Source organism: Bradyrhizobium sp. HKCCYLS2038 (assembly GCF_051167655.1).
Lineage (GTDB): Bacteria > Pseudomonadota > Alphaproteobacteria > Rhizobiales > Xanthobacteraceae > Bradyrhizobium.
The window spans coordinates 399,454-421,996 of record NZ_JBNPTM010000002.1 but is presented as its reverse complement, the minus strand read 5'-3'; the positions used below and the strand labels follow the sequence as shown (position 1 = coordinate 421,996).

23 protein-coding genes are annotated in these 22,543 nt (G+C 64.0%); 22 read left to right on the top strand and 1 reads right to left on the bottom strand.

Features of this window, described 5'->3' with window-relative positions:
* The first annotated feature begins 129 nt into the window (after positions 1–129).
* The 3 genes from rpoC (at position 130) to ACQR1I_RS11045 (ending at position 9,151) form a co-directional block, all read left to right on the top strand.
* Positions 130–4,329: a DNA-directed RNA polymerase subunit beta' gene (gene rpoC / locus ACQR1I_RS11055; RefSeq protein ID WP_434864627.1), complete on the top strand. Its 4,200-nt coding sequence runs from the start codon at positions 130–132 to the stop codon at positions 4,327–4,329.
* 338 nt (positions 4,330–4,667) lie between these two features.
* Entirely contained in the window at positions 4,668–6,728 is a 2,061-nt protein-coding gene (locus tag ACQR1I_RS11050) for an FAD-dependent oxidoreductase (RefSeq protein WP_434864626.1), read from the top strand.
* Positions 6,729–6,814: 86 nt separating this feature from the next.
* Complete coding sequence (locus ACQR1I_RS11045) at positions 6,815–9,151, top strand: ABC transporter transmembrane domain-containing protein (protein ID WP_434864625.1); 2,337 nt, start codon at positions 6,815–6,817, stop codon at positions 9,149–9,151.
* Between the two features lie 173 nt (positions 9,152–9,324).
* Here ACQR1I_RS11045 and ACQR1I_RS11040 read toward each other — a convergent pair whose 3' ends face one another.
* The gene (locus ACQR1I_RS11040) at positions 9,325–10,536 is read right to left on the bottom strand and encodes an FAD-dependent monooxygenase (RefSeq protein WP_434864624.1); all 1,212 of its coding nucleotides are present in this window, start codon (positions 10,534–10,536) and stop codon (positions 9,325–9,327) included.
* Between the two features lie 832 nt (positions 10,537–11,368).
* On the opposite strand from ACQR1I_RS11040, the gene rpsL reads away from it, so the two are divergent.
* The 19 genes from rpsL (at position 11,369) to rpsN (ending at position 22,536) form a co-directional block, all read left to right on the top strand.
* Positions 11,369–11,740, top strand: a complete 372-nt coding sequence (rpsL, locus tag ACQR1I_RS11035) for a 30S ribosomal protein S12 (RefSeq protein ID WP_006611834.1) — start codon at positions 11,369–11,371, stop codon at positions 11,738–11,740.
* A 29-nt stretch (positions 11,741–11,769) separates the two neighbouring features.
* A complete protein-coding gene (gene rpsG, locus ACQR1I_RS11030) occupies positions 11,770–12,240 on the top strand; it encodes a 30S ribosomal protein S7 (RefSeq protein ID WP_434864623.1) in 471 nt (156 codons plus the stop codon).
* A gap of 33 nt (positions 12,241–12,273) precedes the next feature.
* A complete protein-coding gene (fusA, locus tag ACQR1I_RS11025; protein WP_434864622.1) occupies positions 12,274–14,346 on the top strand; it encodes an elongation factor G in 2,073 nt (690 codons plus the stop codon).
* Between the two features lie 39 nt (positions 14,347–14,385).
* Positions 14,386–15,576 (top strand): elongation factor Tu, encoded by a 1,191-nt coding sequence (gene tuf / locus ACQR1I_RS11020; protein WP_006611837.1) that lies wholly within the window; start codon positions 14,386–14,388, stop codon positions 15,574–15,576.
* 87 nt (positions 15,577–15,663) lie between these two features.
* Positions 15,664–15,972, top strand: coding sequence for a 30S ribosomal protein S10 (gene rpsJ, locus ACQR1I_RS11015; protein WP_002712302.1), 309 nt, complete (start codon positions 15,664–15,666; stop codon positions 15,970–15,972).
* A 57-nt stretch (positions 15,973–16,029) separates the two neighbouring features.
* On the top strand, positions 16,030–16,749 hold the full coding sequence (gene rplC / locus ACQR1I_RS11010; protein WP_434864621.1) for a 50S ribosomal protein L3: 720 nt from the start codon (positions 16,030–16,032) through the stop codon (positions 16,747–16,749).
* The gene (rplD, locus tag ACQR1I_RS11005; RefSeq protein ID WP_172108064.1) at positions 16,750–17,370 is read left to right on the top strand and encodes a 50S ribosomal protein L4; all 621 of its coding nucleotides are present in this window, start codon (positions 16,750–16,752) and stop codon (positions 17,368–17,370) included. It abuts the gene before it with no gap.
* A complete protein-coding gene (locus ACQR1I_RS11000) occupies positions 17,367–17,666 on the top strand; it encodes a 50S ribosomal protein L23 (RefSeq protein WP_006611840.1) in 300 nt (99 codons plus the stop codon). The genes rplD and ACQR1I_RS11000 overlap by 4 nt, the downstream gene beginning before the upstream one ends.
* A 12-nt stretch (positions 17,667–17,678) precedes the next feature.
* Positions 17,679–18,512, top strand: coding sequence for a 50S ribosomal protein L2 (gene rplB, locus ACQR1I_RS10995; RefSeq protein ID WP_434864620.1), 834 nt, complete (start codon positions 17,679–17,681; stop codon positions 18,510–18,512).
* 12 nt (positions 18,513–18,524) lie between these two features.
* On the top strand, positions 18,525–18,803 hold the full coding sequence (gene rpsS / locus ACQR1I_RS10990) for a 30S ribosomal protein S19 (RefSeq protein WP_006611842.1): 279 nt from the start codon (positions 18,525–18,527) through the stop codon (positions 18,801–18,803).
* A 10-nt stretch (positions 18,804–18,813) separates the two neighbouring features.
* Complete coding sequence (rplV, locus tag ACQR1I_RS10985) at positions 18,814–19,194, top strand: 50S ribosomal protein L22 (protein WP_006611843.1); 381 nt, start codon at positions 18,814–18,816, stop codon at positions 19,192–19,194.
* Between the two features lie 21 nt (positions 19,195–19,215).
* On the top strand, positions 19,216–19,926 hold the full coding sequence (gene rpsC / locus ACQR1I_RS10980) for a 30S ribosomal protein S3 (protein ID WP_012045041.1): 711 nt from the start codon (positions 19,216–19,218) through the stop codon (positions 19,924–19,926).
* A gap of 40 nt (positions 19,927–19,966) precedes the next feature.
* Positions 19,967–20,380: a 50S ribosomal protein L16 gene (gene rplP, locus ACQR1I_RS10975; protein WP_434864619.1), complete on the top strand. Its 414-nt coding sequence runs from the start codon at positions 19,967–19,969 to the stop codon at positions 20,378–20,380.
* A 5-nt stretch (positions 20,381–20,385) separates the two neighbouring features.
* Complete coding sequence (rpmC, locus tag ACQR1I_RS10970) at positions 20,386–20,592, top strand: 50S ribosomal protein L29 (RefSeq protein WP_006611846.1); 207 nt, start codon at positions 20,386–20,388, stop codon at positions 20,590–20,592.
* 10 nt (positions 20,593–20,602) lie between these two features.
* Positions 20,603–20,851, top strand: coding sequence for a 30S ribosomal protein S17 (gene rpsQ, locus ACQR1I_RS10965; RefSeq protein ID WP_008963469.1), 249 nt, complete (start codon positions 20,603–20,605; stop codon positions 20,849–20,851).
* Between the two features lie 100 nt (positions 20,852–20,951).
* The gene (rplN, locus tag ACQR1I_RS10960; RefSeq protein WP_006611848.1) at positions 20,952–21,320 is read left to right on the top strand and encodes a 50S ribosomal protein L14; all 369 of its coding nucleotides are present in this window, start codon (positions 20,952–20,954) and stop codon (positions 21,318–21,320) included.
* Positions 21,320–21,634: a 50S ribosomal protein L24 gene (rplX, locus tag ACQR1I_RS10955; RefSeq protein WP_006611849.1), complete on the top strand. Its 315-nt coding sequence runs from the start codon at positions 21,320–21,322 to the stop codon at positions 21,632–21,634. Before rplN ends, rplX begins: the two co-directional genes overlap by 1 nt.
* Entirely contained in the window at positions 21,627–22,184 is a 558-nt protein-coding gene (gene rplE / locus ACQR1I_RS10950) for a 50S ribosomal protein L5 (protein ID WP_434864618.1), read from the top strand. The genes rplX and rplE overlap by 8 nt, the downstream gene beginning before the upstream one ends.
* A 46-nt stretch (positions 22,185–22,230) precedes the next feature.
* Positions 22,231–22,536 carry a 30S ribosomal protein S14 gene (gene rpsN, locus ACQR1I_RS10945; protein ID WP_257166565.1) on the top strand — a complete coding sequence of 102 codons (306 nt, stop codon included), beginning with the start codon at positions 22,231–22,233 and terminating at the stop codon, positions 22,534–22,536.
* Positions 22,537–22,543: the final 7 nt, after the last annotated feature.

Sequence of the window (22,543 nt, the reverse complement as noted above, 5' to 3'; positions counted from 1 at the left end):
AAGAGATCCGGCCCGGCCGCTCGCGGCCGGGTGCCGGCGTCTTCCTCCCGCGGGTCGGGGCAGGGCGCCGTCTGCTGAGAGATTTTCGAATTTGCGGCTGACCCCCGATCGGTCCGCGAGGAGAATGCGATGAACCAAGAAATTATGAATCTCTTCAATCCGACGACGCCGGCTCAGGTCTTCGACCAGATCCGCATCTCGATCGCGTCGCCAGAGAAGATTCTGTCCTGGTCCTACGGCGAGATCAAGAAGCCGGAAACGATCAACTACCGCACCTTCAAGCCGGAGCGCGACGGCCTGTTCTGCGCCCGCATCTTCGGGCCGATCAAGGACTACGAGTGCTTGTGCGGCAAGTACAAGCGGATGAAGTACAAGGGCATCATCTGCGAAAAGTGCTCGGTCGAGGTGACCTTGTCGCGCGTCCGGCGCGAGCGCATGGGCCACATCGAGCTCGCCGCTCCCGTCGCGCACATCTGGTTCCTGAAGTCGCTGCCGTCGCGCATCGGCCTGCTGCTCGACATGACGCTGAAGGATCTCGAGCGGATCCTGTACTTCGAATACTACGTCGTCCTCGAGCCGGGTCTGACCGCGCTCAAGGATCGTCAGCTGCTGTCCGAGGACGAGTACCTCAAGGCGCAGGACGAGTACGGCCAGGACAGCTTCACCGCCATGATCGGCGCCGAGGCCATCCGTGAGCTCTTGCGCGGCCTCGAGCTCGAGAAGCTCGAGCAGACGCTGCGTGCCGAGATGCAGGAGACCGACTCCGACATCAAGCACAAGAAGCTCGCCAAGCGCCTGAAGATCGTCGAAGCGTTCCGCCACTCCGGCAACAAGCCGGAATGGATGATCATGACCGTGGTGCCGGTGATCCCGCCGGACCTGCGGCCGCTGGTGCCGCTCGATGGCGGCCGCTTCGCGACCTCCGACCTCAACGACCTCTACCGCCGCGTCATCAACCGCAACAACCGCTTGAAGCGGCTGATGGAGCTGCGCGCGCCCGACATCATCATCCGCAATGAGAAGCGCATGCTTCAGGAAGCGGTGGATGCGCTGTTCGACAACGGCCGCCGCGGCCGCGTCATCACCGGCGCCAACAAGCGTCCGTTGAAGTCGCTCGCCGACATGCTGAAGGGCAAGCAGGGCCGCTTCCGTCAGAACCTGCTCGGCAAGCGCGTTGACTACTCCGGCCGTTCGGTCATCGTCGTCGGTCCGGAGCTGCGCCTGCATCAGTGCGGCCTGCCGAAGAAGATGGCGCTCGAGCTGTTCAAGCCGTTCATCTACTCGCGGCTCGACGCCAAGGGCCTGTCGACGACCGTCAAGCAGGCCAAGAAGCTGGTCGAGAAGGAGCGTCCGGAGGTCTGGGACATCCTGGACGAGGTCATCCGCGAGCATCCGGTGCTGCTGAACCGCGCGCCGACCCTGCATCGTCTCGGCATTCAGGCGTTCGAGCCGGTGCTGATCGAGGGCAAGGCGATCCAGCTGCATCCGCTGGTCTGCTCGGCGTTCAACGCCGACTTCGACGGCGACCAGATGGCCGTGCACGTTCCGCTGTCGCTGGAAGCGCAGCTGGAAGCGCGCGTCCTGATGATGTCGACCAACAACATCCTGCATCCGGCCAATGGTCAGCCGATCATCGTGCCGTCGCAGGACATCGTGCTCGGCCTCTACTACGTCTCGATCATGCGCGAGGGCATGAACGGGCAGGGCATGACGTTCGGCAACATGGCCGAGCTGGAGCACGCGCTGCACGCCAAGGCGATCCATCTCCACACCAAGATCAAGTATCGCTGGGAGGGGATGAACGAGGACGGCAAGATCTCCAAGCGCTGGATCGAGACCACCGCGGGCCGCGTCATGCTCGGCAACCTGCTGCCGAAGCATCCGCGCGTGACCTTCGAGGTCATCAACAAGCTGATGACCAAGCGCGAGATCTCGGGCGTCATCGATCAGGTCTATCGTCACTGCGGCCAGAAGGAGACGGTGATCTTCTGCGACCGCATCATGGCGCTCGGCTTCTACAACGCCTTCAAGGCGGGCATCTCGTTCGGCAAGGACGACATGGTCGTGCCGGCGGGCAAGTGGAAGATCGTCGACACGACGCGTACGCTGGCGAAGGATTTCGAGCAGCAGTACAATGACGGCCTGATCACTCATGGCGAGAAGTACAACAAGGTCGTCGACGCCTGGTCGAAGGCCTCGGAAGAAATCGCCAAGGAGATGATGAAGGAGATCTCCGTCACCAAGAAGACGGCGACGGGCGCGGATGCCGACATCAACTCGATCTATATGATGTCGCACTCCGGTGCGCGTGGTTCGCCGGCCCAGATGCGTCAGCTCGCCGGCATGCGCGGCCTGATGGCCAAGCCGTCGGGTGAGATCATCGAGACGCCGATCATCTCGAACTTCAAGGAAGGTCTTTCGGTTCTCGAGTACTTCAACTCGACCCACGGCGCCCGCAAGGGTCTCGCGGACACCGCGTTGAAGACCGCGAACTCGGGCTACCTGACCCGTCGTCTGGTCGACGTCGCGCAGGACTGCATCATCACGCAGGACGATTGCGGCACCCATCTCGGCATCAAGATGCGCGCCATCGTCGACGCCGGCACGGTCGTGGCCTCGCTCGGCTCGCGCATCCTGGGCCGCGTGCCCTGCGATGACGTGCGTGATCCGGCCACCGGCAACGTGCTGATCAAGGCCGGCACGCTGATGGAGGAGAGCCATATCGACGCCATCCAGCAGGCCGGCGTGCAGGAGGTGAAGATCCGTTCGGCGCTCACCTGCGAGCTCGTCAACGGCATCTGCAAGATGTGCTACGGCCGCGACCTCGCGCGCGGTACGCCGGTCAACCACGGTGAAGCTGTCGGCGTCATCGCCGCTCAGTCGATCGGTGAGCCGGGCACCCAGCTGACGATGCGCACGTTCCACATCGGCGGCGCCGCGCAGCTCAACGAGCAGTCCTTCGTCGAATCGAACTTCGAAGGCAAGGTTGTGATCCGCAACAAGGCGATCGCCCGCAACAGCGAGGGTCACCTGGTCGCGATGGTCCGCAACATGGTCGTTGCGATCGTCGATGCCGACGGCTCGGAGCGTGCGACTCATCGTATCCAGTACGGTGCGCGCATGCACATCGACGAAGGCGACACGATCAAGCGCGGCCAGCGCATCGCCGAGTGGGATCCCTACACCCGCCCGATCCTCACGGAAGCCGAGGGCACGATCGGGTTCGAGGACCTCACCGAAGGCCTCTCGATCTCGGAAACGCTCGACGAGTCCACCGGTATCGCCAAGCGCGTGGTCATCGACTGGCGCGGAACGCGCGGTGGCGCGGACCTGCGTCCGGCCATCGTGATCAAGGGCAAGGACGGCAAGGTCCTCAAGCTCGCTCGTGGCGGTGATGCCCGCTACATGCTGTCGGTCGACGCGATTCTGTCGGTCGACGTCGGTGCGACGGTCAAGCCGGGCGACATCCTGGCGCGTATCTCGACCGAGAGCGCCAAGACGCGCGACATCACCGGCGGTCTGCCGCGGGTGGCGGAGCTGTTCGAAGCGCGCAAGCCGAAGGATGCCGCGATCATCGCCGAGATCGCCGGCACCATCCGGTTCGGGCGCGACTACAAGAACAAGCGTCGCATCTCGATCGAGCCTGTCGACAAGACCGAGGAAGCTCGCGAGTACCTGATCCCGAAGGGCAAGCACATCCATCTGCAGGATGGCGACATCGTCGAGAAGGGTGACTTCATCGTCGAAGGCAACCCGGCGCCGCACGACATCCTGGCGATCAAGGGCATCGAGGAACTCGCGGCCTATCTGGTCAACGAGATCCAGGAGGTCTACCGGCTGCAGGGCGTGCTCATCAACGACAAGCACATCGAGGTGATTGTCCGCCAGATGCTGCAGAAGATCGAGGTCACCGACCAGGGCGACACCGACATGATCTCGGGCGAACAGGTCGACAAGATCGAGTTCGACCTGCTCAACGCGAAGGCGGCGGAGGAGGGCAAGAAGCCCGCCACCGGCAACCCGGTTCTGCTCGGCATCACCAAGGCGAGCCTGCAGACCCGGTCGTTCTTCTCGGCGGCCTCGTTCCAGGAGACCACCCGCGTCCTCACCGAGGCGGCAGTCAACGGCAAGATCGATCCGCTCGAGGGTCTCAAGGAGAACGTCATCGTCGGCCGCCTGATTCCGGCCGGCACCGGCGCCTCCATGGCCCGCATCCGCGAAGTCGCTCTCAAGCGCGACAAGCTGATTCTCGACGAGCGCGAAAAGCAGGCGGCGATCGTGCCGTCGCAGCCCGAGCCGCAGCCGCTGGCGCTGCCGCCGGCCGAGTAACGAACGGCGCGGAAGACCCTGGCGGTGTCAGGGTCTTCCCTCGTTCATCAAGCGTAGAAAAGGCCGGCGTTTGCCGGCCTTTTTTTGACATGATCTTCTCCGGTTGCCATCGTCCGGGCGGGTTGTTCATCTTCCCTTCAGGCGAAAAGGCGCTTCTGAGAACATCTGATCCGCTGACGTGATTTCCGTCGACCGCGATGGCGATGCGCCGATTTGCTCGGGCGCAAATCCTGTGCGGACCGGTTACGCTATGGCTGATCGGGCCCCGAGGGTGGCAGGACCCGTGGTGATCTGGACGACCGGCGACGTCACCGACAGCCGGAGATGGCGGAACTTCGATGCTTGATCTTGCGATTGTGGGTGGCGGTCCGGGTGGCTTGATGAGCGCCTGGTACTTGAGGCGGAAGCTCGGCGATCTCTGCAAGGTGACGATCTTCGAGGCGTCCGACCGGCTCGGCGGCAAGATCGTCACGCGCAAGTTCGACACGGCGCCTGCGATGTACGAGGCGGGCGTCGCCGAGATCTACGATTACTCGATGACCGGCCCCGATCCGCTGCGCGAGCTGATCCAGCATTTCGGCCTGCAGACGATTCCGATGGACGCGATGCAGGTGCAGCTCGACGGCGAGCTGCTCGACGACGTGCCGGGCCTGCGCCGCAAATACGGACCGAAGACCGCCGCCGCCGTCGAGGCGTTTCGCAAGCGTTGTACCGACGTGATTTCGCCGGTCGAGTATTACGAAGGCGTCGGCGCCCACGACAACGAGCACCCGTGGGCCTACAAGACCTGCGAGCAGCTGCTCGACGAGGAGGTCGAGGACGCCACGGCCAAGCGCTTCTTCAAGGTGATGGCGCGCTCCGACCTCGCGACCGAGGCCCACAACACCAACGGCCTCAACGCGCTCAAGAATTTCGTGATGGATATCGACGACTACATCGGTCTGTACTCGATCCAGAACGGCAATGAGCAGCTGATCGAGTGCCTGCGCTCGGAGGTCGATGCCGACATCCAGCTCAACCATCGTGTGCTGCGCATCGGCAAGACCGAGCAGGGCCGCTACCGGCTCAACATGATGAACGGCAAAGGACCTGAGACGCGCGAGTTCGATCTCGTGCTGGTGTGCCTGCCGCACTCCTGGCTGTCGACGGTCGGCTGGGAGGGCGAGAAGCTGCGCCAGTCGATGGTCAAGCACGTCGCCTATTTCGACCGCCCCGCGCATTATCTGCGCGTCTCGATCCTGTTCGACGAGCCGTTCTGGGGCGACAGGATCCCGGGCTCCTGGTTCATGTCGGAGGCGTTCGGCGGCTGCTGCATCTACAACGAGGGCTCGCGCCACGACGTCGGCAAGCACGGCGTGCTCAACTGGCTGATCGCCGGCTCCGATGCGCTGGCCTTCGCCAATCTCTCTGACCAGGAGCTGATCGACGCCGCGTTGAAGTCGCTGCCGGCTGCGCTGGGCGATGCGCGGGCGCATTTCATGGAAGGCAAGATCCATCGCTGGCTGTCGTCGGTGAACGCGCTGCCCGGCGGCCTGCCGGTGCGCGACGTGATGACGAATCACCGCCCCGAGCCGAAGGAGCATCCGGGGATCGTGGTGGTCGGCGACTACCTGTTCGACTCGACCCTCAACGGTCTGCTCGATTCCTCCGATGCCGCGACCGACATCATCCTCACCGAGATGATGCGGCTGCGCCGGGTCAAGTCGCAGGCGGAGACGCCGCTGTCGGACAAGATCGACCGCGACTATTTTGACAATTACCGCGGGCAGGGGCCGTATGGCGAAGCCTGGTCGCACTTCACCGACCCCGACTATCTGCTCAGCCTGATCAAGATCGTCTGGAACAAGAGCAAGGGCAAAGGCTACAAGCTGCTCGTGGCCGGCTCGGCCAGCGGCGAGCTGGTCGGCGCGCTGCGCGATCGCGGCATCGATGCCTGGGGCATCGAGAACAACCGCTACATCCACGGCAAGACGCCGAAGGCGCTGAAGAAGTACAACAAGCTCGGCTCGATCGCGGACATGCCGTTCAAGTCTGGCGAGTTCGACTTCGTGTTCGAGACCAGCCTCTGCCATCTCGGCGACAAGCAGGTCGCGCGCGCGATTCGCGAGCTCAACCGCGTCGTCAAGACCGGGCTGGTGTTCGGCTCGATCACCTCGGACATGGCGCCGGCGCTCGTCGACCGCTACGACCTCCTGCGCGGCGTCAAGAAGCTCGGCACCTGGTGGGAGTGGTCGGAGCTGTTCTTCGGCAACGGCTTCGATCTCGCCATGCACCGCCGCGATTGCACCGACGAGGTGTGGGCCGCGACGCTCGCCGCCAACAAGGGGCCGGGCCAGTGGTATGCGGACGCGGACAGCCTGCGCTATTCGTTCTTCGACAAGGTCGATGACGAGGATTGAGGACGCTGGCCGCGGCGTCGTGCAGATGATAAAGGCCTGACGCGCAGGGCTGGCGCGTCGTCGGCCACGCTGCTTCGGTTGGTTGCATGGCGCCCAAGAAACCAGAGTCCACGTCAGGGTCGAAGCCGGCCTCCAAATCAGGCTCGAAGCGAGGTTCGAAATCCGGTTCGGCCGCGGCTGCGCCCGGTCAGACCGCAGACGATAGAATCGCCGGCAAACGAATTGCGGCAGCCGCCGGTGCCGCTGCCGAGATCGCAAAGCGGCTTTCTGGAGCCACCGCGCCGGGAGCGCCAACAACACCCGAATCGCCGCCGGTAACTCAAGCACCTGTAGCCGCCACCTCGCCGACGACGACCGAAGCGCCGCCGCCCCCCGAGCCGTTGCCGGCCTCCAAGCCGGAGGCAGCAAAGTCCGACCAGCCTCCCAAGCCGGCGCAGCCCTCGAAGCCGGCGCAGCCCTCCAAGCCGGCGCAGCCCGCAAAGCCGCCACAGGCCAGCAAGCCAGCGCCGCCGCCCTCCGACGAGGATGGCGACGAAGACGACGAGGACGAGGACAACGATCTCGACGACGATGATGATGACGAGGATCTCGTCGTCTATAGCGCGCGCGAGGCCGCCGGCGCGCTGGCGACGATCTACGGCTTCGTCAGGCCGCTGCTGTCCCAATACAAGAAGATGCTGGCCTTCGTGACGATCGGCGTTCTCATCGAGACGCTGTTCAACGTCATCATGCCGCTCAGCCTTAAGTTTCTGATCGACGACGCGCTCGGCGAGGAGGATTTCGAGGCGCTGTACCGGATCCTCGGCGTGCTCGCCGCCGCCGGAATCTTCACCTCGATCGTGGCCGTGCTCTACGAGCGCTGGGACGCGCGCCTCGCGGCAGGCATCATTTCCGATGTCCGCACCCGGCTGTTCGACCACGTGCAGAACCTGCCGGCGGCCTATTTCCAGCGCACCAAACGCGGCGAGATCCTGTCGCGTTTCTCGGTCGACATGTCGGCGTTCGAGGGGGTGGTCAAGACCTTCGTCAACAGCGCCGCGCTGCCGCTGCTCGAGCTCATCGCCGGCATCATCCTGATGCTGTTCCTCAACTGGCAGCTCGCCGCGATCGCGCTCCTGGTGTTCCCGATCACCTTGATAGGCCCGCGCATCCTGACGCCCAAGGCGGTGCAGGCCAATTACGAGCAGAAGCTCAACGAGGCGTCGCTGCTCGGCGTCATTCAGGAAAACATCGCGGCGCAGGCGGTGATCAAGGCCTTCAGCCTGCATCGCAAGGTGTTCGGCTGGTTTTCCTTCCGCAACGACGCCGCACGGCGGAAGATCGCGGACGCGATGTTCCTGTCGACGATGGTCGAGCGCACGGTGACCATCGCGGTGCTGCTGCTGCACCTGTTCGTGCTCGCCATCGGCGCCTATCTCGCCACCAAGGGCCAGATCACGATCGGCACCTTCGTCACCTTCGAGAGCGCGTTCTGGGAGGTGTCCTACAACATCGCCCATGTCATGCACTTCATCCCGGTGTCGATCTCCTCGGCGGCCGCGATCCGCCATATGCAGGAGCTCCTCGACGAGCCCACGCGCGGCGCCGACCGGCCGGGGGCGCCGGATCTGCCGCGCATCAGCCATGACATCACTTTCGAGCGCGTCGGCTTCCAGTACGAGGGCAGCCAGACGCCGGTGCTCGACAATCTCAGCCTCAAGCTCGACGTCGGCAAGCGCATCGCCATCGTCGGCCCGTCCGGCTCCGGCAAGAGCACGCTGCTCAACCTCATCCTGCGGCTCTATGTGCCCGATGAAGGCCGGGTCACCATCGACGGCGTCGACATCCGCAAGGTGACGCGCGACTCGCTGCGCGGCAGCATGGCGGTGGTGTTCCAGGAGAACATGCTGTTCAACATGTCGCTGCGCGAGAACATCCGCCTCGGCAAGGAGGGCGCGACCGACGAGGAGGTGGAGGAGGCGGCCAAGAAGGCCGAGATCCACCGCTACATCATGAGTCTGCCGCAGAAGTACGACACCCTGGTCGGCGAGCGCGGCGACACGCTGTCCGGCGGCCAGCGCCAGCGCATCGCCATCGCTCGCGCCATCATCCGCAATCCCTCCGTGCTGCTGCTCGACGAGGCGACCTCGGCGCTCGACCAGACCACTGAAGCCGCGATCAACCGCACCTTGCTCAAGGTTTCCAAGGGCCGCACCATGATCTGGTCGACCCACCGCCTCACCTCAGTGGTCGAGATGGACGAGATCATCGTGATCTCCGGCGGCCGCGCCATCGAGCGCGGCAGCCATGCCGAGCTGCTCGCCAAGAACGGCACCTATCGCAAGCTCTGGGACGACCAGGGCCATCAGCCGAGCCGGCTCGACCAGGCCCCCGACGACGATGATGAGGATGAAGACGACGACCTCGAGGATGACGAGGAATAGCCGAAGCACGCATCCGCGCAGCGAGATGCGGGACCGTACGACGGACCTCTCCTCCGTCATTGCGAGCGCAGCGAAGCAATCCAGAGTGGTGGGCGGGACCCTGGATTGCTTCGCTGCGCTCGCAATGACGCGGAGAGAGGCAGGGCCTAAGTGCAAATCCGACTTGCGGCGGCTTACGAGCTTTCGGTGAGACCCCGGATATCGCCGCGCTCATTCGGGCTAAGCGATCGCGTCGCCAGCAGGGGGCTAGCCAACCGGTGCCGCAGCCCGCGGCCCAGCGACACCGCAAATCTCGCCCAGCGCTGCGCCAGCCAATAGGGGCCGCGGCCGATCGAGACCTCGCGGAACTCCCAGGCCTTCTGCAGCGACCAGGCATCGCAGGCTCTCTTGACCGGATCGTCGTAGAACGCCGCGATCTTGCCGTCGCTCATGCCCTCGGTCGCCAGCCAGCGCGGGATGTGGACGTTGCAGAGACGCTCGACGTCGGTGAACACCTTGTCGGAGCCGGTGCCGGTGACCGGGCAGGTGGTGCAAAAAGCGTCGCCGACCAGGACGACGCCGGGCATGCGGGTGCCGCTGTTGACGATGAGGTCGGCCGGCCGGACCTTGACCTCGCCGCCGACCGTGTAGTCGCCGGTGATCCGCTTGAGGCCGGGCAGGGCGGCCTCCAGGGTCTCGGCCGGATGGTGCCGGACCGACCGCAGCCAGGGATCGTCGACCGCGCGGTAGGCGAACAGGTTGGCGCGCATGCGGTCGCCGATCGGAAACAGCGTGATGTAGGGAACGCGGCTGCTGGCGCGCTCCTGGAAATAGGTCATGGCCGGGAATGGGAAACCGGGGCGGCCGACAGGTACCAGATCGAAGCCGACCGAGATCGAATGCGCGGGGCTGGTGATCGTGCGGGTGATTCCCAGCATGTGCCGCAAGCCGACGTTCAGCCCATTGGCGAGCACGACCAGCCGCGCCGAGATCGTGTCGCCATTGGAGAGCACGACGGACTGGCGATCCTCGCTGGGGGTGATCGCCACCGCCTTGGCCAGGATCCGCTGCACGGAACCGGGAATCTCTTCCCGCACCGCCGCCACCAGCGCGTCGTACAGGATGCCGTATTGATGTACCGGCGCGTGATCGAGGACGTAACCGAATCGGGCGATCCAGTTCTCGGAGGCCAGGGTCGCGCGGCGCAGCGCCAGGTCTGCGACCCCCGTGCGCCGGAAACGCCCGATCTGCTCGGCGCCGGAAATTTTTTCGATTCGGAAGTCCGGCGGGTAGACCGCGTGCGGGTCGACCAGAATCGCAGCAACGCCGGCGCGTCCGAGCATGGCAGCCGCGGTCGCTCCGGCCAGCCCGCCGCCAATGATCGCGATGTCGGTATAGTGGGTCACCGGGCGCCTCGTCGAAGCGCCATCCTTGCCCGCCAAAGCCGAACAAAGCCTTAGCCGCGATGTTTCAGATTGTTGCGGAGGGTGAAGGGAATCGCGGCCGGCGGTGTGTAGGGTGGGCAAAGGCGCGGCCGTGCTGCATCTACGCAGGAGCTGGCAGTGGCGCCGTGCCCACCGTCGGACGGCATACTCCGCGGTGAGACGGTGGGCACGCTGCCGCCCCTTCGGGCCGGCTGCTTTGCCCACCCTACGGCACCCAATTTCGTAGCGGCATCAAGGACTTGAAGGCGCAGCCTGAATGAATAGGTAAGCTCCTCCGGTATCCGCTGACCGGCGCTGGCCCAGCGCGCCAGGCATCGACACGGAAACGACTGCTTTGCGCATCCTGCGGCGTCGTTTTGCTTGACTTGGGTATTTACCGCTTATAAAAGGCCGGCACTCAACGACAGGCGGTGAGCTTCGCCAGCGTCGGTACGGATCACCCGGACCGCCCCTAACAGGGCACGATGGGCACCAACCTCGACGAATGCCGCTCAAACGCTGTCGATCATAGCTAGGCAATGCCAGAACGATTTTAGATCTCTCGAGCTCGTTCTCTTGAGACCAATTTCGGATGCATGACCTCGGTAGGCCGCCGCCAGCGCAAGCGGGTAGGTGGTTATCGCGGTCCTCTGTGGCGTCAAGCGCTTTCCGTTCAGCGATGAACGGTTGGCGCGATTTCGTTTTGCGCGGATTTCGTCGCGCGAAGCGGCCGGGTGAGGCGGGGAACCTCAAACAGAATTTGCGGAAATCCATCGTGGTTTCCGTGCGAACGTTGAGAAGGGTGAAGGCCAAGATGCCGACGATCAACCAGCTGATCGCAAATCCGCGCGAAGTGCAGAAGTCGCGCAAGAAGGTGCCGGCGCTGCAGCAGTCGCCGCAGAAGCGTGGCGTTTGCACGCGCGTCTACACCACGACCCCGAAGAAGCCGAACTCGGCGCTTCGTAAGGTCGCCAAGGTGCGCCTGACCAACGGCTTCGAGGTGATCGGCTACATCCCGGGTGAGGGCCATAACCTGCAGGAGCACTCGGTGGTCATGATCCGCGGCGGCCGCGTCAAGGACTTGCCGGGCGTGCGCTACCACATCCTCCGCGGCGTGCTGGATACCCAGGGCGTCAAGAACCGTAAGCAGCGCCGGTCGAAGTACGGCGCGAAGCGTCCGAAGTAAGACGTTCGAGAAAAGCGGGAACAGATCAGATGTCGCGTCGCCATTCAGCCGAAAAGCGTGAAGTGCTTCCGGATCCGAAGTTCGGGAACATCATCGTCACCAAGTTCATGAATTCGGTGATGTACGCCGGCAAGAAGTCGGTTGCCGAAGGGATCGTCTATGGGGCGTTCGGCCTCATCGAATCCAAGACCAAGCAGAGCCCGCTGACGGTGTTCGAGCAGGCGCTCGAGAACGTCATGCCGACGATCGAAGTGCGCTCGCGCCGCGTCGGTGGTGCGACCTACCAGGTGCCGGTCGAGGTGCGCTCCACCCGCCGTCAGGCGCTGGGCATTCGCTGGCTGATCTCGGCTGCGCGTGACCGCAACGAGAAGACCATGACCGAGCGGCTTTCGGCGGAGCTGCTCGACGCCTCGAACAACCGGGGGAACGCCGTGAAGAAGCGTGAAGACGTGCACCGGATGGCGGAAGCCAACCGCGCCTTCTCGCACTATCGCTGGTAACGGCGACCCGAACGGAAATTAGGGAACACACCCATGCCCCGCCAACACGCCATCGAAGACTATCGTAACTTCGGTATCATGGCGCACATAGACGCCGGTAAGACCACGACCACCGAGCGCATCCTGTACTACACGGGCAAGAGCCACAAGATCGGCGAAGTGCACGAAGGTGCCGCGACGATGGACTGGATGGAGCAGGAGCAGGAGCGTGGCATCACGATTACCTCGGCTGCCACCACCGCGTTCTGGAACGGCAAGCGCCTGAACATCATCGACACCCCTGGCCACGTCGACTTCACCATCGAAGTCGAGCGCAGCTTGCGCGTGCTCGACGGCGCCGTGTGCGTGCTCGATTCCAACCAGGGCGTCGAGCCGCAGACCGAGACCGTCTGGCGCCAAGGCGACAAGTACAAGGTGCCGCGGATCGTCTTCGCCAACAAGATGGACAAGACCGGCGCCGACTTCTTCAAGTGCCTGGCCGACATCGTCGATCGCCTGGGCGCGAAGCCGGTTGCGATTCAGCTGCCGATCGGCTCTGAGAACAACTTCAAGGGCTGTATCGACCTCGTGACCATGAAGGCGATCGTCTGGAACGATGAATCGCTCGGCGCGAAGTTCGACTACGTCGAGATCCCGGACGATCTGGCCGACCAGGCTGCCGAATATCGTGAGAAGCTGGTCGAAGCCGCCGTCGAGCTCGACGATGACGCTCTCGCAGCCTTCTTGGACGGCAAGGAGCCGGACGAGGCGACCCTGAAGCGCCTGATCCGCAAGGCGGTGCTGACCGGTGCATTCTATCCGGTGCTGTGCGGCTCGGCCTTCAAGAACAAGGGCGTGCAGCCCTTGCTCGACGCCGTCGTCGACTATCTGCCGTCGCCGCTCGACGTGCCCGCGATCAAGGGCACCGACGACAAGGGCAACGAGGTTCTGCGCAAGGCGGACGACAAGGAGCCGCTGTCGCTGCTGGCGTTCAAGATCATGGACGACCCGTTCGTCGGCACGATCACGTTCTGCCGCATCTATTCGGGCATCCTGACCTCGGGCACCGGCGTCGTGAACTCGACCCGCGAGAAGAAGGAGCGCATCGGCCGCATGCTGCTGATGCACGCCAACAACCGCGAGGACATCAAGGAAGCCTATGCGGGCGACATCGTCGCTCTCGCCGGCCTCAAGGAAGCGCGCACCGGTGACACGCTGTGCGATTCGAACAACCAGGTGATCCTGGAAAAGATGGAATTCCCGGAGCCGGTCATCGAGATCGCGATCGAGCCGAAGTCGAAGGCCGACCAGGAGAAGCTGGGCATCGCGCTCGCGAAGCTCGCTGCCGAGGATCCGTCCTTCCGCGTGTCGACCGATCACGAGTCGGGCCAGACCATCCTCAAGGGCATGGGCGAGCTCCATCTCGACATCAAGGTCGACATCCTGAAGCGTACTTACAAGGTCGATGCGAATATTGGCGCGCCGCAGGTGGCGTTCCGTGAGCGCATCACCAAGCCGGCCAATGTGGACTACACCCACAAGAAGCAGACCGGTGGTACCGGCCAGTTCGCGGCCGTGAGCATCGTGGTCGAGCCGAACGAGCCGGGCGGCGGCTACGTGTTCGAGTCCAAGATCGTCGGTGGTGCGGTTCCGAAGGAATACATCCCCGGCGTCGAAAAGGGCATCGAAAGTGTGCTCGGCGCGGGCGTGGTCGCCGGCTTCCCGGTGGTCGACGTCAAGGTGTCGCTGGTCGACGGCAAGTATCACGACGTCGACTCGTCGGCCCTGGCCTTCGAAATCGCGTCGCGCGCGGCCTTCCGTGAGGCGCTGCAGAAGGGCAAGTCCGTTCTGCTCGAGCCGATCATGAAGGTCGAGGTCGTGACCCCGGAAGACTACACCGGTTCGGTCATCGGCGACCTGAACTCCCGTCGTGGCCAGATCCAGGGCCAGGACATGCGCGGCAACGCCAACGTCATCAACGCGATGGTGCCGCTCATGAACATGTTCGGTTACGTGAATAACCTGCGCTCGATGAGCCAGGGGCGCGCGACCTTCACGATGCAGTTCTCGCACTACGCTGAAGCGCCGGCCAACGTGTCGGCTGAAGTCCAGAAGAAGTTTGCCTGATTGTCGTTAGCTCAAGTTAGCGACTGAACGGAGAGTCAAATGGCCAAAGCTAAGTTTGAACGTAACAAGCCCCACTGCAACATCGGCACCATCGGTCACGTCGACCACGGCAAGACCTCGCTGACCGCTGCAATCACCAAGATCCTGGCCGAGACGGGCGGTGCGACGTTCACTGCCTACGACCAGATCGACAAGGCGCCGGAAGAGAAGGCCCGCGGCATCACCATCTCGACCGCGCACGTCGAGTACGAGACCAAGAACCGCCACTACGCGCACGTCGACTGCCCCGGCCACGCCGACTACGTGAAGAACATGATCACCGGCGCCGCCCAGATGGACGGTGCGATCCTGGTCGTGTCGGCTGCTGACGGCCCGATGCCGCAGACCCGCGAGCACATCCTGCTCGCCCGCCAGGTCGGCGTTCCCGCGCTGGTCGTGTTCCTCAACAAGTGCGACATGGTCGACGATCCGGAGCTGCTCGAACTGGTCGAGCTCGAGGTTCGTGAGCTGCTCTCGAAGTACGAATTCCCGGGCGACAAGATCCCGATCATTAAGGGCTCGGCGCTGGCCGCTCTCGAAGATTCGGACAAGAAGCTCGGCCACGACGCCATCCTCGAGCTGATGCGCAATGTCGACGAGTACATTCCGCAGCCGGAGCGTCCGATCGACCAGCCCTTCCTGATGCCGGTCGAAGACGTGTTCTCGATCTCGGGCCGCGGCACCGTCGTGACCGGCCGTGTCGAGCGCGGCATCATCAAGGTCGGTGAGGAAATCGAGATCGTCGGCATCCGTCCGACCCAGAAGACCACCGTCACCGGCGTCGAAATGTTCCGCAAGCTGCTCGATCAGGGCCAGGCCGGCGACAACATCGGTGCGCTGCTCCGCGGCACCAAGCGCGAAGACGTCGAGCGCGGCCAGGTTCTCTGCAAGCCGGGTTCGGTCAAGCCGCACACCAAGTTCAAGGCTGAGGCGTACATCCTCACCAAGGAAGAGGGCGGTCGTCACACTCCGTTCTTCACCAACTATCGTCCGCAGTTCTACTTCCGCACGACCGACGTGACCGGCGTCGTTCACCTGCCGGAAGGCACCGAGATGGTGATGCCGGGCGACAACATCGCGATGGAAGTGCACCTGATCGTGCCGATCGCGATGGAAGAGAAGCTGCGCTTCGCCATCCGTGAAGGCGGCCGCACCGTCGGCGCCGGCGTCGTCGCCTCGATCATCGAGTAACAACACGAATAGGGAATGGCGGGTGGCGAATGGAGATCCATTCGCCGTTCGCTACTCGCCACTCACTACTCAAAGAAAGATACGGCAATGAACGGCCAAAATATCCGCATCCGTCTCAAGGCGTTTGACCATCGTATCCTCGATACGTCGACGCGCGAGATCGTCAACACGGCGAAACGGACCGGCGCGCAGGTTCGCGGACCCATTCCGCTGCCGACCCGCATCGAGAAGTTCACCGTCAACCGTTCGCCGCACGTCGACAAGAAGAGCCGCGAGCAGTTCGAGATGCGCACCCACAAGCGCCTCCTCGACATCGTCGATCCGACCCCCCAGACCGTCGATGCTCTCATGAAGCTCGACCTGGCTGCCGGCGTCGACGTCGAGATCAAGCTCTAAGTTTTTGGATTCACGTTCGCCCCATCGCGGACATAGAGAAGAACAGGAAGCACGCCGATGCGCTCCGGAGTGATCGCACAAAAGGTCGGGATGACGCGGGTCTTCACGGAGACCGGCGAACATATCCCCGTGACCGTGCTGAAGCTCGGCAATTGCCAGGTGGTCGGTCACCGCACCACCGAGAAGAACGGCTACGTCGCGCTGCAGCTCGGCAGCGGCAGCCGCAAGACGGTCTACATGCCGAAGGCGGAGCGCGGCCAGTTCGCGGTCGCCAAGGTCGAGCCGAAGCGCAAGCTCGCCGAATTCCGTGTCAGCGAGGACTCGCTGATTCCGGTCGGCGCCGAGATCCAGGCCGACCATTTCGTCGTCGGCCAGTTCGTCGACGTCACCGGCACCTCGGTCGGTAAGGGCTTCGCGGGCGGCATGAAGCGCTGGAACTTCGGCGGTCTGCGCGCCACGCACGGTGTGTCGGTCTCGCACCGTTCGATCGGTTCGACCGGTGGCCGTCAGGACCCCGGCAAGACCTGGAAGAACAAGAAGATGCCCGGTCACATGGGTGTCGATCGCATCACCACGCTGAACCTGCGTGTGGTGCAGACGGATGTCGAGCGCGGCCTGATCCTGGTGGAAGGCGCGGTGCCCGGCTCCAAGGGGGGCTGGATCTCGGTGCGCGACGCCGTCAAGAAGCCGCTGCCGAAGGAAGCGCCGAAGCCCGGCAAGTTCAAGGTCGCGGGTGAGCAGGCTGCCGAAGCGCCGGCCGTGCAGGAGGGCGCATAAATGGAACTGAAAGTCACCACGCTCGAGGGCAAGGAAGCCGGCTCCGTCCAGCTGTCCGACGCCATCTTCGGCCTGGAGCCGCGCGCCGACATCATTCAGCGTTGCGTCCAGTGGCAGCTGAACAAGCGCCAGGCCGGCACTCACAAGGCCAAGGGCCGCGCCGAGATCTGGCGCACCGGCAAGAAGATGTACAAGCAGAAGGGCACCGGCGGTGCTCGTCACGGCTCGGCCCGCGTGCCGCAGTTCCGTGGCGGTGGCCGCGCCTTCGGTCCGGTCGTTCGCTCGCATGCGACCGACTTGCCGAAGAAGGTCCGCGCGATGGCGCTGAAGCATGCGCTGTCGGCCAAGGCCAAGGACGGTGATCTGGTCGTGTTGGAGAACGCCACCCTCGAGGCGGCGAAGACCAAGGCGCTGATCGGACACTTCTCCGGTCTCGGCCTGACCAATGCGCTGATCATCGACGGCGCCGAGCTGCACACCGGCTTCGCCAACGCCGCCCGCAACATCCCGAACATGGACGTGCTGCCGATCCAGGGCATCAACGTCTATGACATCCTGCGCCGTCAGAAGCTCGTGCTGACCAAGGCGGCGATCGATGCGCTGGAGGCGCGCTTCAAATGAAGACCATCGATCCGCGCCACTACGACATCATCATCGCGCCGGTCGTGACCGAGAAGGCGACGTTTGCCTCCGAGCAGAACAAGGTTCTGTTCAAGGTGGCCGCCAAGGCGACCAAGCCGCAGATCAAGGAAGCGATCGAGAAGCTGTTCGACGTCAAGGTCAAGAGCGTGAACACGCTCGTCCGCAAGGGCAAGACCAAGGTGTTCCGCGGCAATTTCGGTTCGCAATCGGACAGCAAGCGCGCGATCGTGACCCTCGAAGAGGGCCACCGTATCGACGTGACCACCGGACTGTAAGGCTGAGCTGCCATGGCACTGAAGACATTCAATCCCACGACGCCGGGCCAGCGCCAGCTGGTGATGGTCGATCGTTCGGCCCTGTACAAGGGCAAGCCGGTCAAGGCTCTGACCGAGGGCAAGCAGTCGAGCGGCGGCCGCAACAACACCGGCCGCATCACGGTTCGCTTCCTCGGCGGTGGCCACAAGCAGTCGTACCGCACGGTCGACTTCAAGCGTGACAAGGTCGACGTTCCCGCGACCGTCGAGCGCCTGGAGTACGATCCGAACCGCACGGCCTTCATCGCCCTGATCAAGTATCAGGACGGCGAGCTCGCCTACATCCTGGCGCCGCAGCGCCTGGCGGTTGGCGACACCATCGTCGCCGGCAACTATGTCGACGTGAAGCCGGGCAACGTCATGCCGCTCGGCAACATGCCGGTCGGCACGATCGTGCACAACATCGAGGTCAAGATCGGGAAGGGCGGCCAGCTCGCGCGTTCGGCCGGCACCTACGCCCAGATCGTCGGCCGCGACCAGGACTACGTGATCGTCCGCCTGAACTCGGGCGAGCAGCGCCTGGTGCATGGCCGTTGCCGCGGCACCATCGGTGCGGTGTCGAACCCGGACCACATGAACACCTCGATCGGCAAGGCCGGCCGCAAGCGTTGGATGGGCCGCCGCCCGCACAACCGCGGTGTCGCGATGAACCCGATCGACCATCCGCACGGCGGCGGCGAAGGCCGTACCTCGGGCGGTCGTCACCCGGTCACTCCATGGGGCAAGCCCACCAAGGGCAAGAAGACCCGCACCAACAAGTCGACCGACAAATTCATTCTCTTGAGCCGCCACAAGCGGAAGAAGTAAGGAACGACGGACATGGTTCGTTCAGTCTGGAAAGGCCCGTTCGTCGAGGCGTCGCTGCTCAAGAAGGCAGATGCGGCGCGCGCGTCCGGCCGGCACGACGTCATCAAGATCTGGAGCCGCCGCTCGACCATCCTGCCGCAGTTCGTCGGCCTGACGTTCGGCGTCTACAACGGCCAGAAGCACGTGCCGGTGGCCATCAACGAAGAGATGGTCGGCCACAAGTTCGGCGAGTTCTCGCCGACCCGCACCTTCCACGGCCATTCGGGCGATAAGAAAGCCAAGAAGGCTTGAGGATTAAGCGATGAGCAAACCAAAGCGCGAACGGAGCCTCCCCGACAACGAGGCCAAGGCTGTGGCCCGGATGCTTCGGGTGAGCCCGCAGAAGCTGAACCTGGTGGCGCAGATGATCCGCGGCCGCAAGGCGTCGGCAGCCCTCGCCGACCTGCAGTTCTCGCGCAAGCGGATTGCGGTCGACGTAAAGAAGTGCCTGGAATCGGCGATCGCCAATGCCGAGAACAATCACGAGCTCGAAGTCGACGATCTCGTCGTCTCGCAGGCTTTCGTCGGCAAGGGAATCGTGATGAAGCGTTTCTCTCCGCGCGGCCGTGGCCGTTCGGGCCGAGTTTTCAAACCTTTTTCGCAGCTGACGATCATTGTTCGTCAGGTCGAGGCGAGCGCTTAAAGCAGGCGCTGGGAGAATACGATGGGTCAAAAGATCAATCCGATCGGTCTGCGTCTCGGCATCAACCGGACCTGGGATTCGCGCTGGTTCGCCGGCAAGGCCGAGTACGGCAAGCTGCTGCATGAAGACGTCAAGATCCGCGAGATCCTGCACAAGGAGCTCAAGCAGGCGGCCGTCGCCCGCATCGTGATCGAGCGTCCGCACAAGAAGTGCCGCGTCACGATCCACTCGGCCCGTCCGGGCGTCGTGATCGGCAAGAAGGGCGCCGACATCGACAAGCTGCGCAAGCGCGTCGCCGACATCACCTCGTCGGACGTCGTCATCAACATCGTCGAGATCCGCAAGCCGGAGCTCGATGCTACGCTGGTCGCCGAATCGATCGCGCAGCAGCTCGAGCGCCGCGTTGCTTTCCGCCGCGCCATGAAGCGCGCCGTTCAGTCGGCGATGCGTCTGGGCGCCGAGGGCATCCGCATCAACTGCTCGGGTCGTCTGGGCGGTGCGGAAATCGCCCGCATGGAGTGGTATCGTGAGGGCCGGGTGCCGCTGCACACGCTGCGCGCCGACATCGACTACGGTGTGGCCACCGCGTTCACCACCTTCGGCACCTGCGGCGTGAAGGTCTGGATCTTCAAGGGCGAGATCCTCGAGCACGATCCGATGGCACAGGACAAGCGGATGAACGAAGGCGGCGGCGAGAGCTCGCAGCCGCGCTCGCGCCGCGACGCGGCCTGATCGATCAGCCGCGACAAGACAGGTTTGAGGGCTCAAAGCCATGATGCAACCAAAGAAGACCAAGTTCCGAAAGGCGCATAAGGGCCGTATCCACGGCGTTGCGTCCTCGGGCGCGACTCTGGCCTTCGGCCAGTTCGGGCTGAAGGCGATGGAGCCGGATCGTATCACGGCACGCCAGATCGAGGCCGCTCGTCGTGCACTGACCCGTCACATGAAGCGCGCCGGCCGCGTCTGGATCCGCGTGTTCCCGGACCTGCCGGTGTCGAAGAAGCCGGCCGAAGTCCGCATGGGCTCCGGCAAGGGCTCGCCGGAATTGTGGGTGGCCCGCGTCAAGCCGGGCCGGGTGATGTTCGAGATCGACGGCGTGAGCAACCAGATCGCGCGCGAGGCGCTGCTGCTGGCGGCCGCCAAGCTGCCGATCAAGACGCGCTTCGTCGAACGCATTGCGGAGTAATGGTCATGGCCGAGATGAAGATTGCCGACATTCGCGCGATGAGCCCCGACCAGATGGACGATGCGATCGTCAATCTGAAGAAGGAGCGCTTCAACCTGCGCTTCCAGCGTGCCACCGGGCAGCTGGAGAACACCGCCCGCCTGCGTGAGGCGCGCCGCGACATCGCCCGTATCAAGACCATCGCCGCGCAGCAGCGCGCCAAGACGAAGTAAGAGGCTCGACATGCCGAAACGGACCCTCCAGGGCGTTGTCGTCAGCGACAAGCAGGCCAAGACGGTGGTCGTGCGCGTCGACCGGCGCTTCACCCACCCGATCTACAAGAAGACGATCCGCCGCTCGAAGAACTACCACGCCCACGACGAGAACAACGAGTTCAAGCCGGGCGACATGGTGTGGATCGAGGAGAGCAAGCCGATCTCGAAGCTGAAGCGCTGGACCGTGGTCCGGGGCGAGCACAAGAAAACCGCCTGAGGCGCGTGACGCGGCCCTGATCGAAGGGGCCGGTTTCGCTTTCGGGATCAAACAAGGCGCAGCTTTCCTGCGCAGCAGATGAAGAGGACGAGGTGCATCAATGATTCAGATGCAGACCAACCTCGACGTGGCCGATAATTCCGGCGCACGCCGTGTTATGTGTATCAAGGTGCTGGGCGGCTCGAAGCGTCGCTATGCCACCGTCGGCGACATCATCGTGGTGTCGATCAAGGAAGCCATTCCGCGTGGCAAGGTGAAGAAGGGCGACGTCATGAAGGCCGTCGTGGTGCGCGTCCGCAAGGACATCCGCCGCGCCGACGGTTCGGTGATCCGCTTCGACCGCAACGCCGCCGTCCTGATCAACAACCAGTCGGAGCCGGTCGGCACCCGTATCTTCGGGCCGGTGCCGCGCGAGCTGCGCGCCAAGAACCACATGAAGATCATTTCGCTCGCGCCGGAGGTGCTGTGATGGCTGCCAAGATCCGCAAGGGCGACAAGGTGATCGTCCTGACCGGTCGCGACAAGGGGCGCACCGGCGAGGTATTCGAGGTGCGTCCGGACGCCGGCACGGCGCTGGTGCGCGGCATCAACCTGGTGAAGCGTCACCAGAAGCAGACGCAGAACCAGGAGGGCGGCATCATCACCAAGGAAGCCCCCATCAACCTGTCGAACGTCGCTTACGTCGGCAAGGACGGCAAGCCGACGCGCATCGGATTCAAGATTCAGGCGGACGGCAAGAAGGTCCGCGTTGCCAAGAGCTCGGGAGTTGAGATCGATGGCTGAGACCGCTTACACCCCGCGCCTCCGCACGGAATACGACAGCAAGATCAAGAGCGCGCTGACCGAGAAGTTCGGCTACGCCAACGTCATGCAGGTGCCGCGGCTCGACAAGGTCGTGCTGAACATGGGCATCGGCGAGGCGGTCAACGACCGCAAGAAAGCGGAGACGGCTGCGGCCGACCTGTCGCTGATCGCCGGTCAGAAGGCCGTCGTGACGTATTCGCGCGTCGCCATCGCGACCTTCAAGCTGCGCGAAAACCAGCCGATCGGCTGCAAGGTCACGCTGCGCAAGACGAAGATGTACGAGTTCATCGACCGCCTGATCAACGTCGCGCTGCCGCGCGTCCGCGACTTCCGCGGCCTGAACCCGAAGAGCTTCGACGGCCGCGGCAACTACTCGCTCGGCATCAAGGAGCACATCATTTTCCCGGAGATCGATTTCGACAAGGCCGGGGAGAGCTGGGGCATGGACATCACGGTGTGCACCACCGCGACGACCGACGACGAGGCCCGTGCGCTTTTGACCGCATTCAATTTCCCGTTCCGGCAGTGAGCAGCTGAGTTCAAGCTTCTCAAACGCGGATACCCAGGAGCCAAGCATGGCAAAGAAGAGTTCAGTCGAGAAGAACAACCGGCGCAAGCGGATGGCGAAGAACGCCGCCCCGAAGCGTGCCCGGTTGAAGGCGATCATCGCCGACAAGGAAAAGCCGATGGAGGAGCGCTTCGCCGCGACCCTGAAGCTTGCCGAAATGCCGCGCAACTCGTCGACCACCCGCATCCGCAACCGGTGCGAGCTGACGGGCCGTCCGCGGTCGAACTACCGCAAGAACAAGCTGAGCCGCATCGCGCTGCGCGAGCTCGGATCCAAGGGCCTGGTTCCGGGCCTGGTGAAGTCGAGCTGGTAAGGAGGGT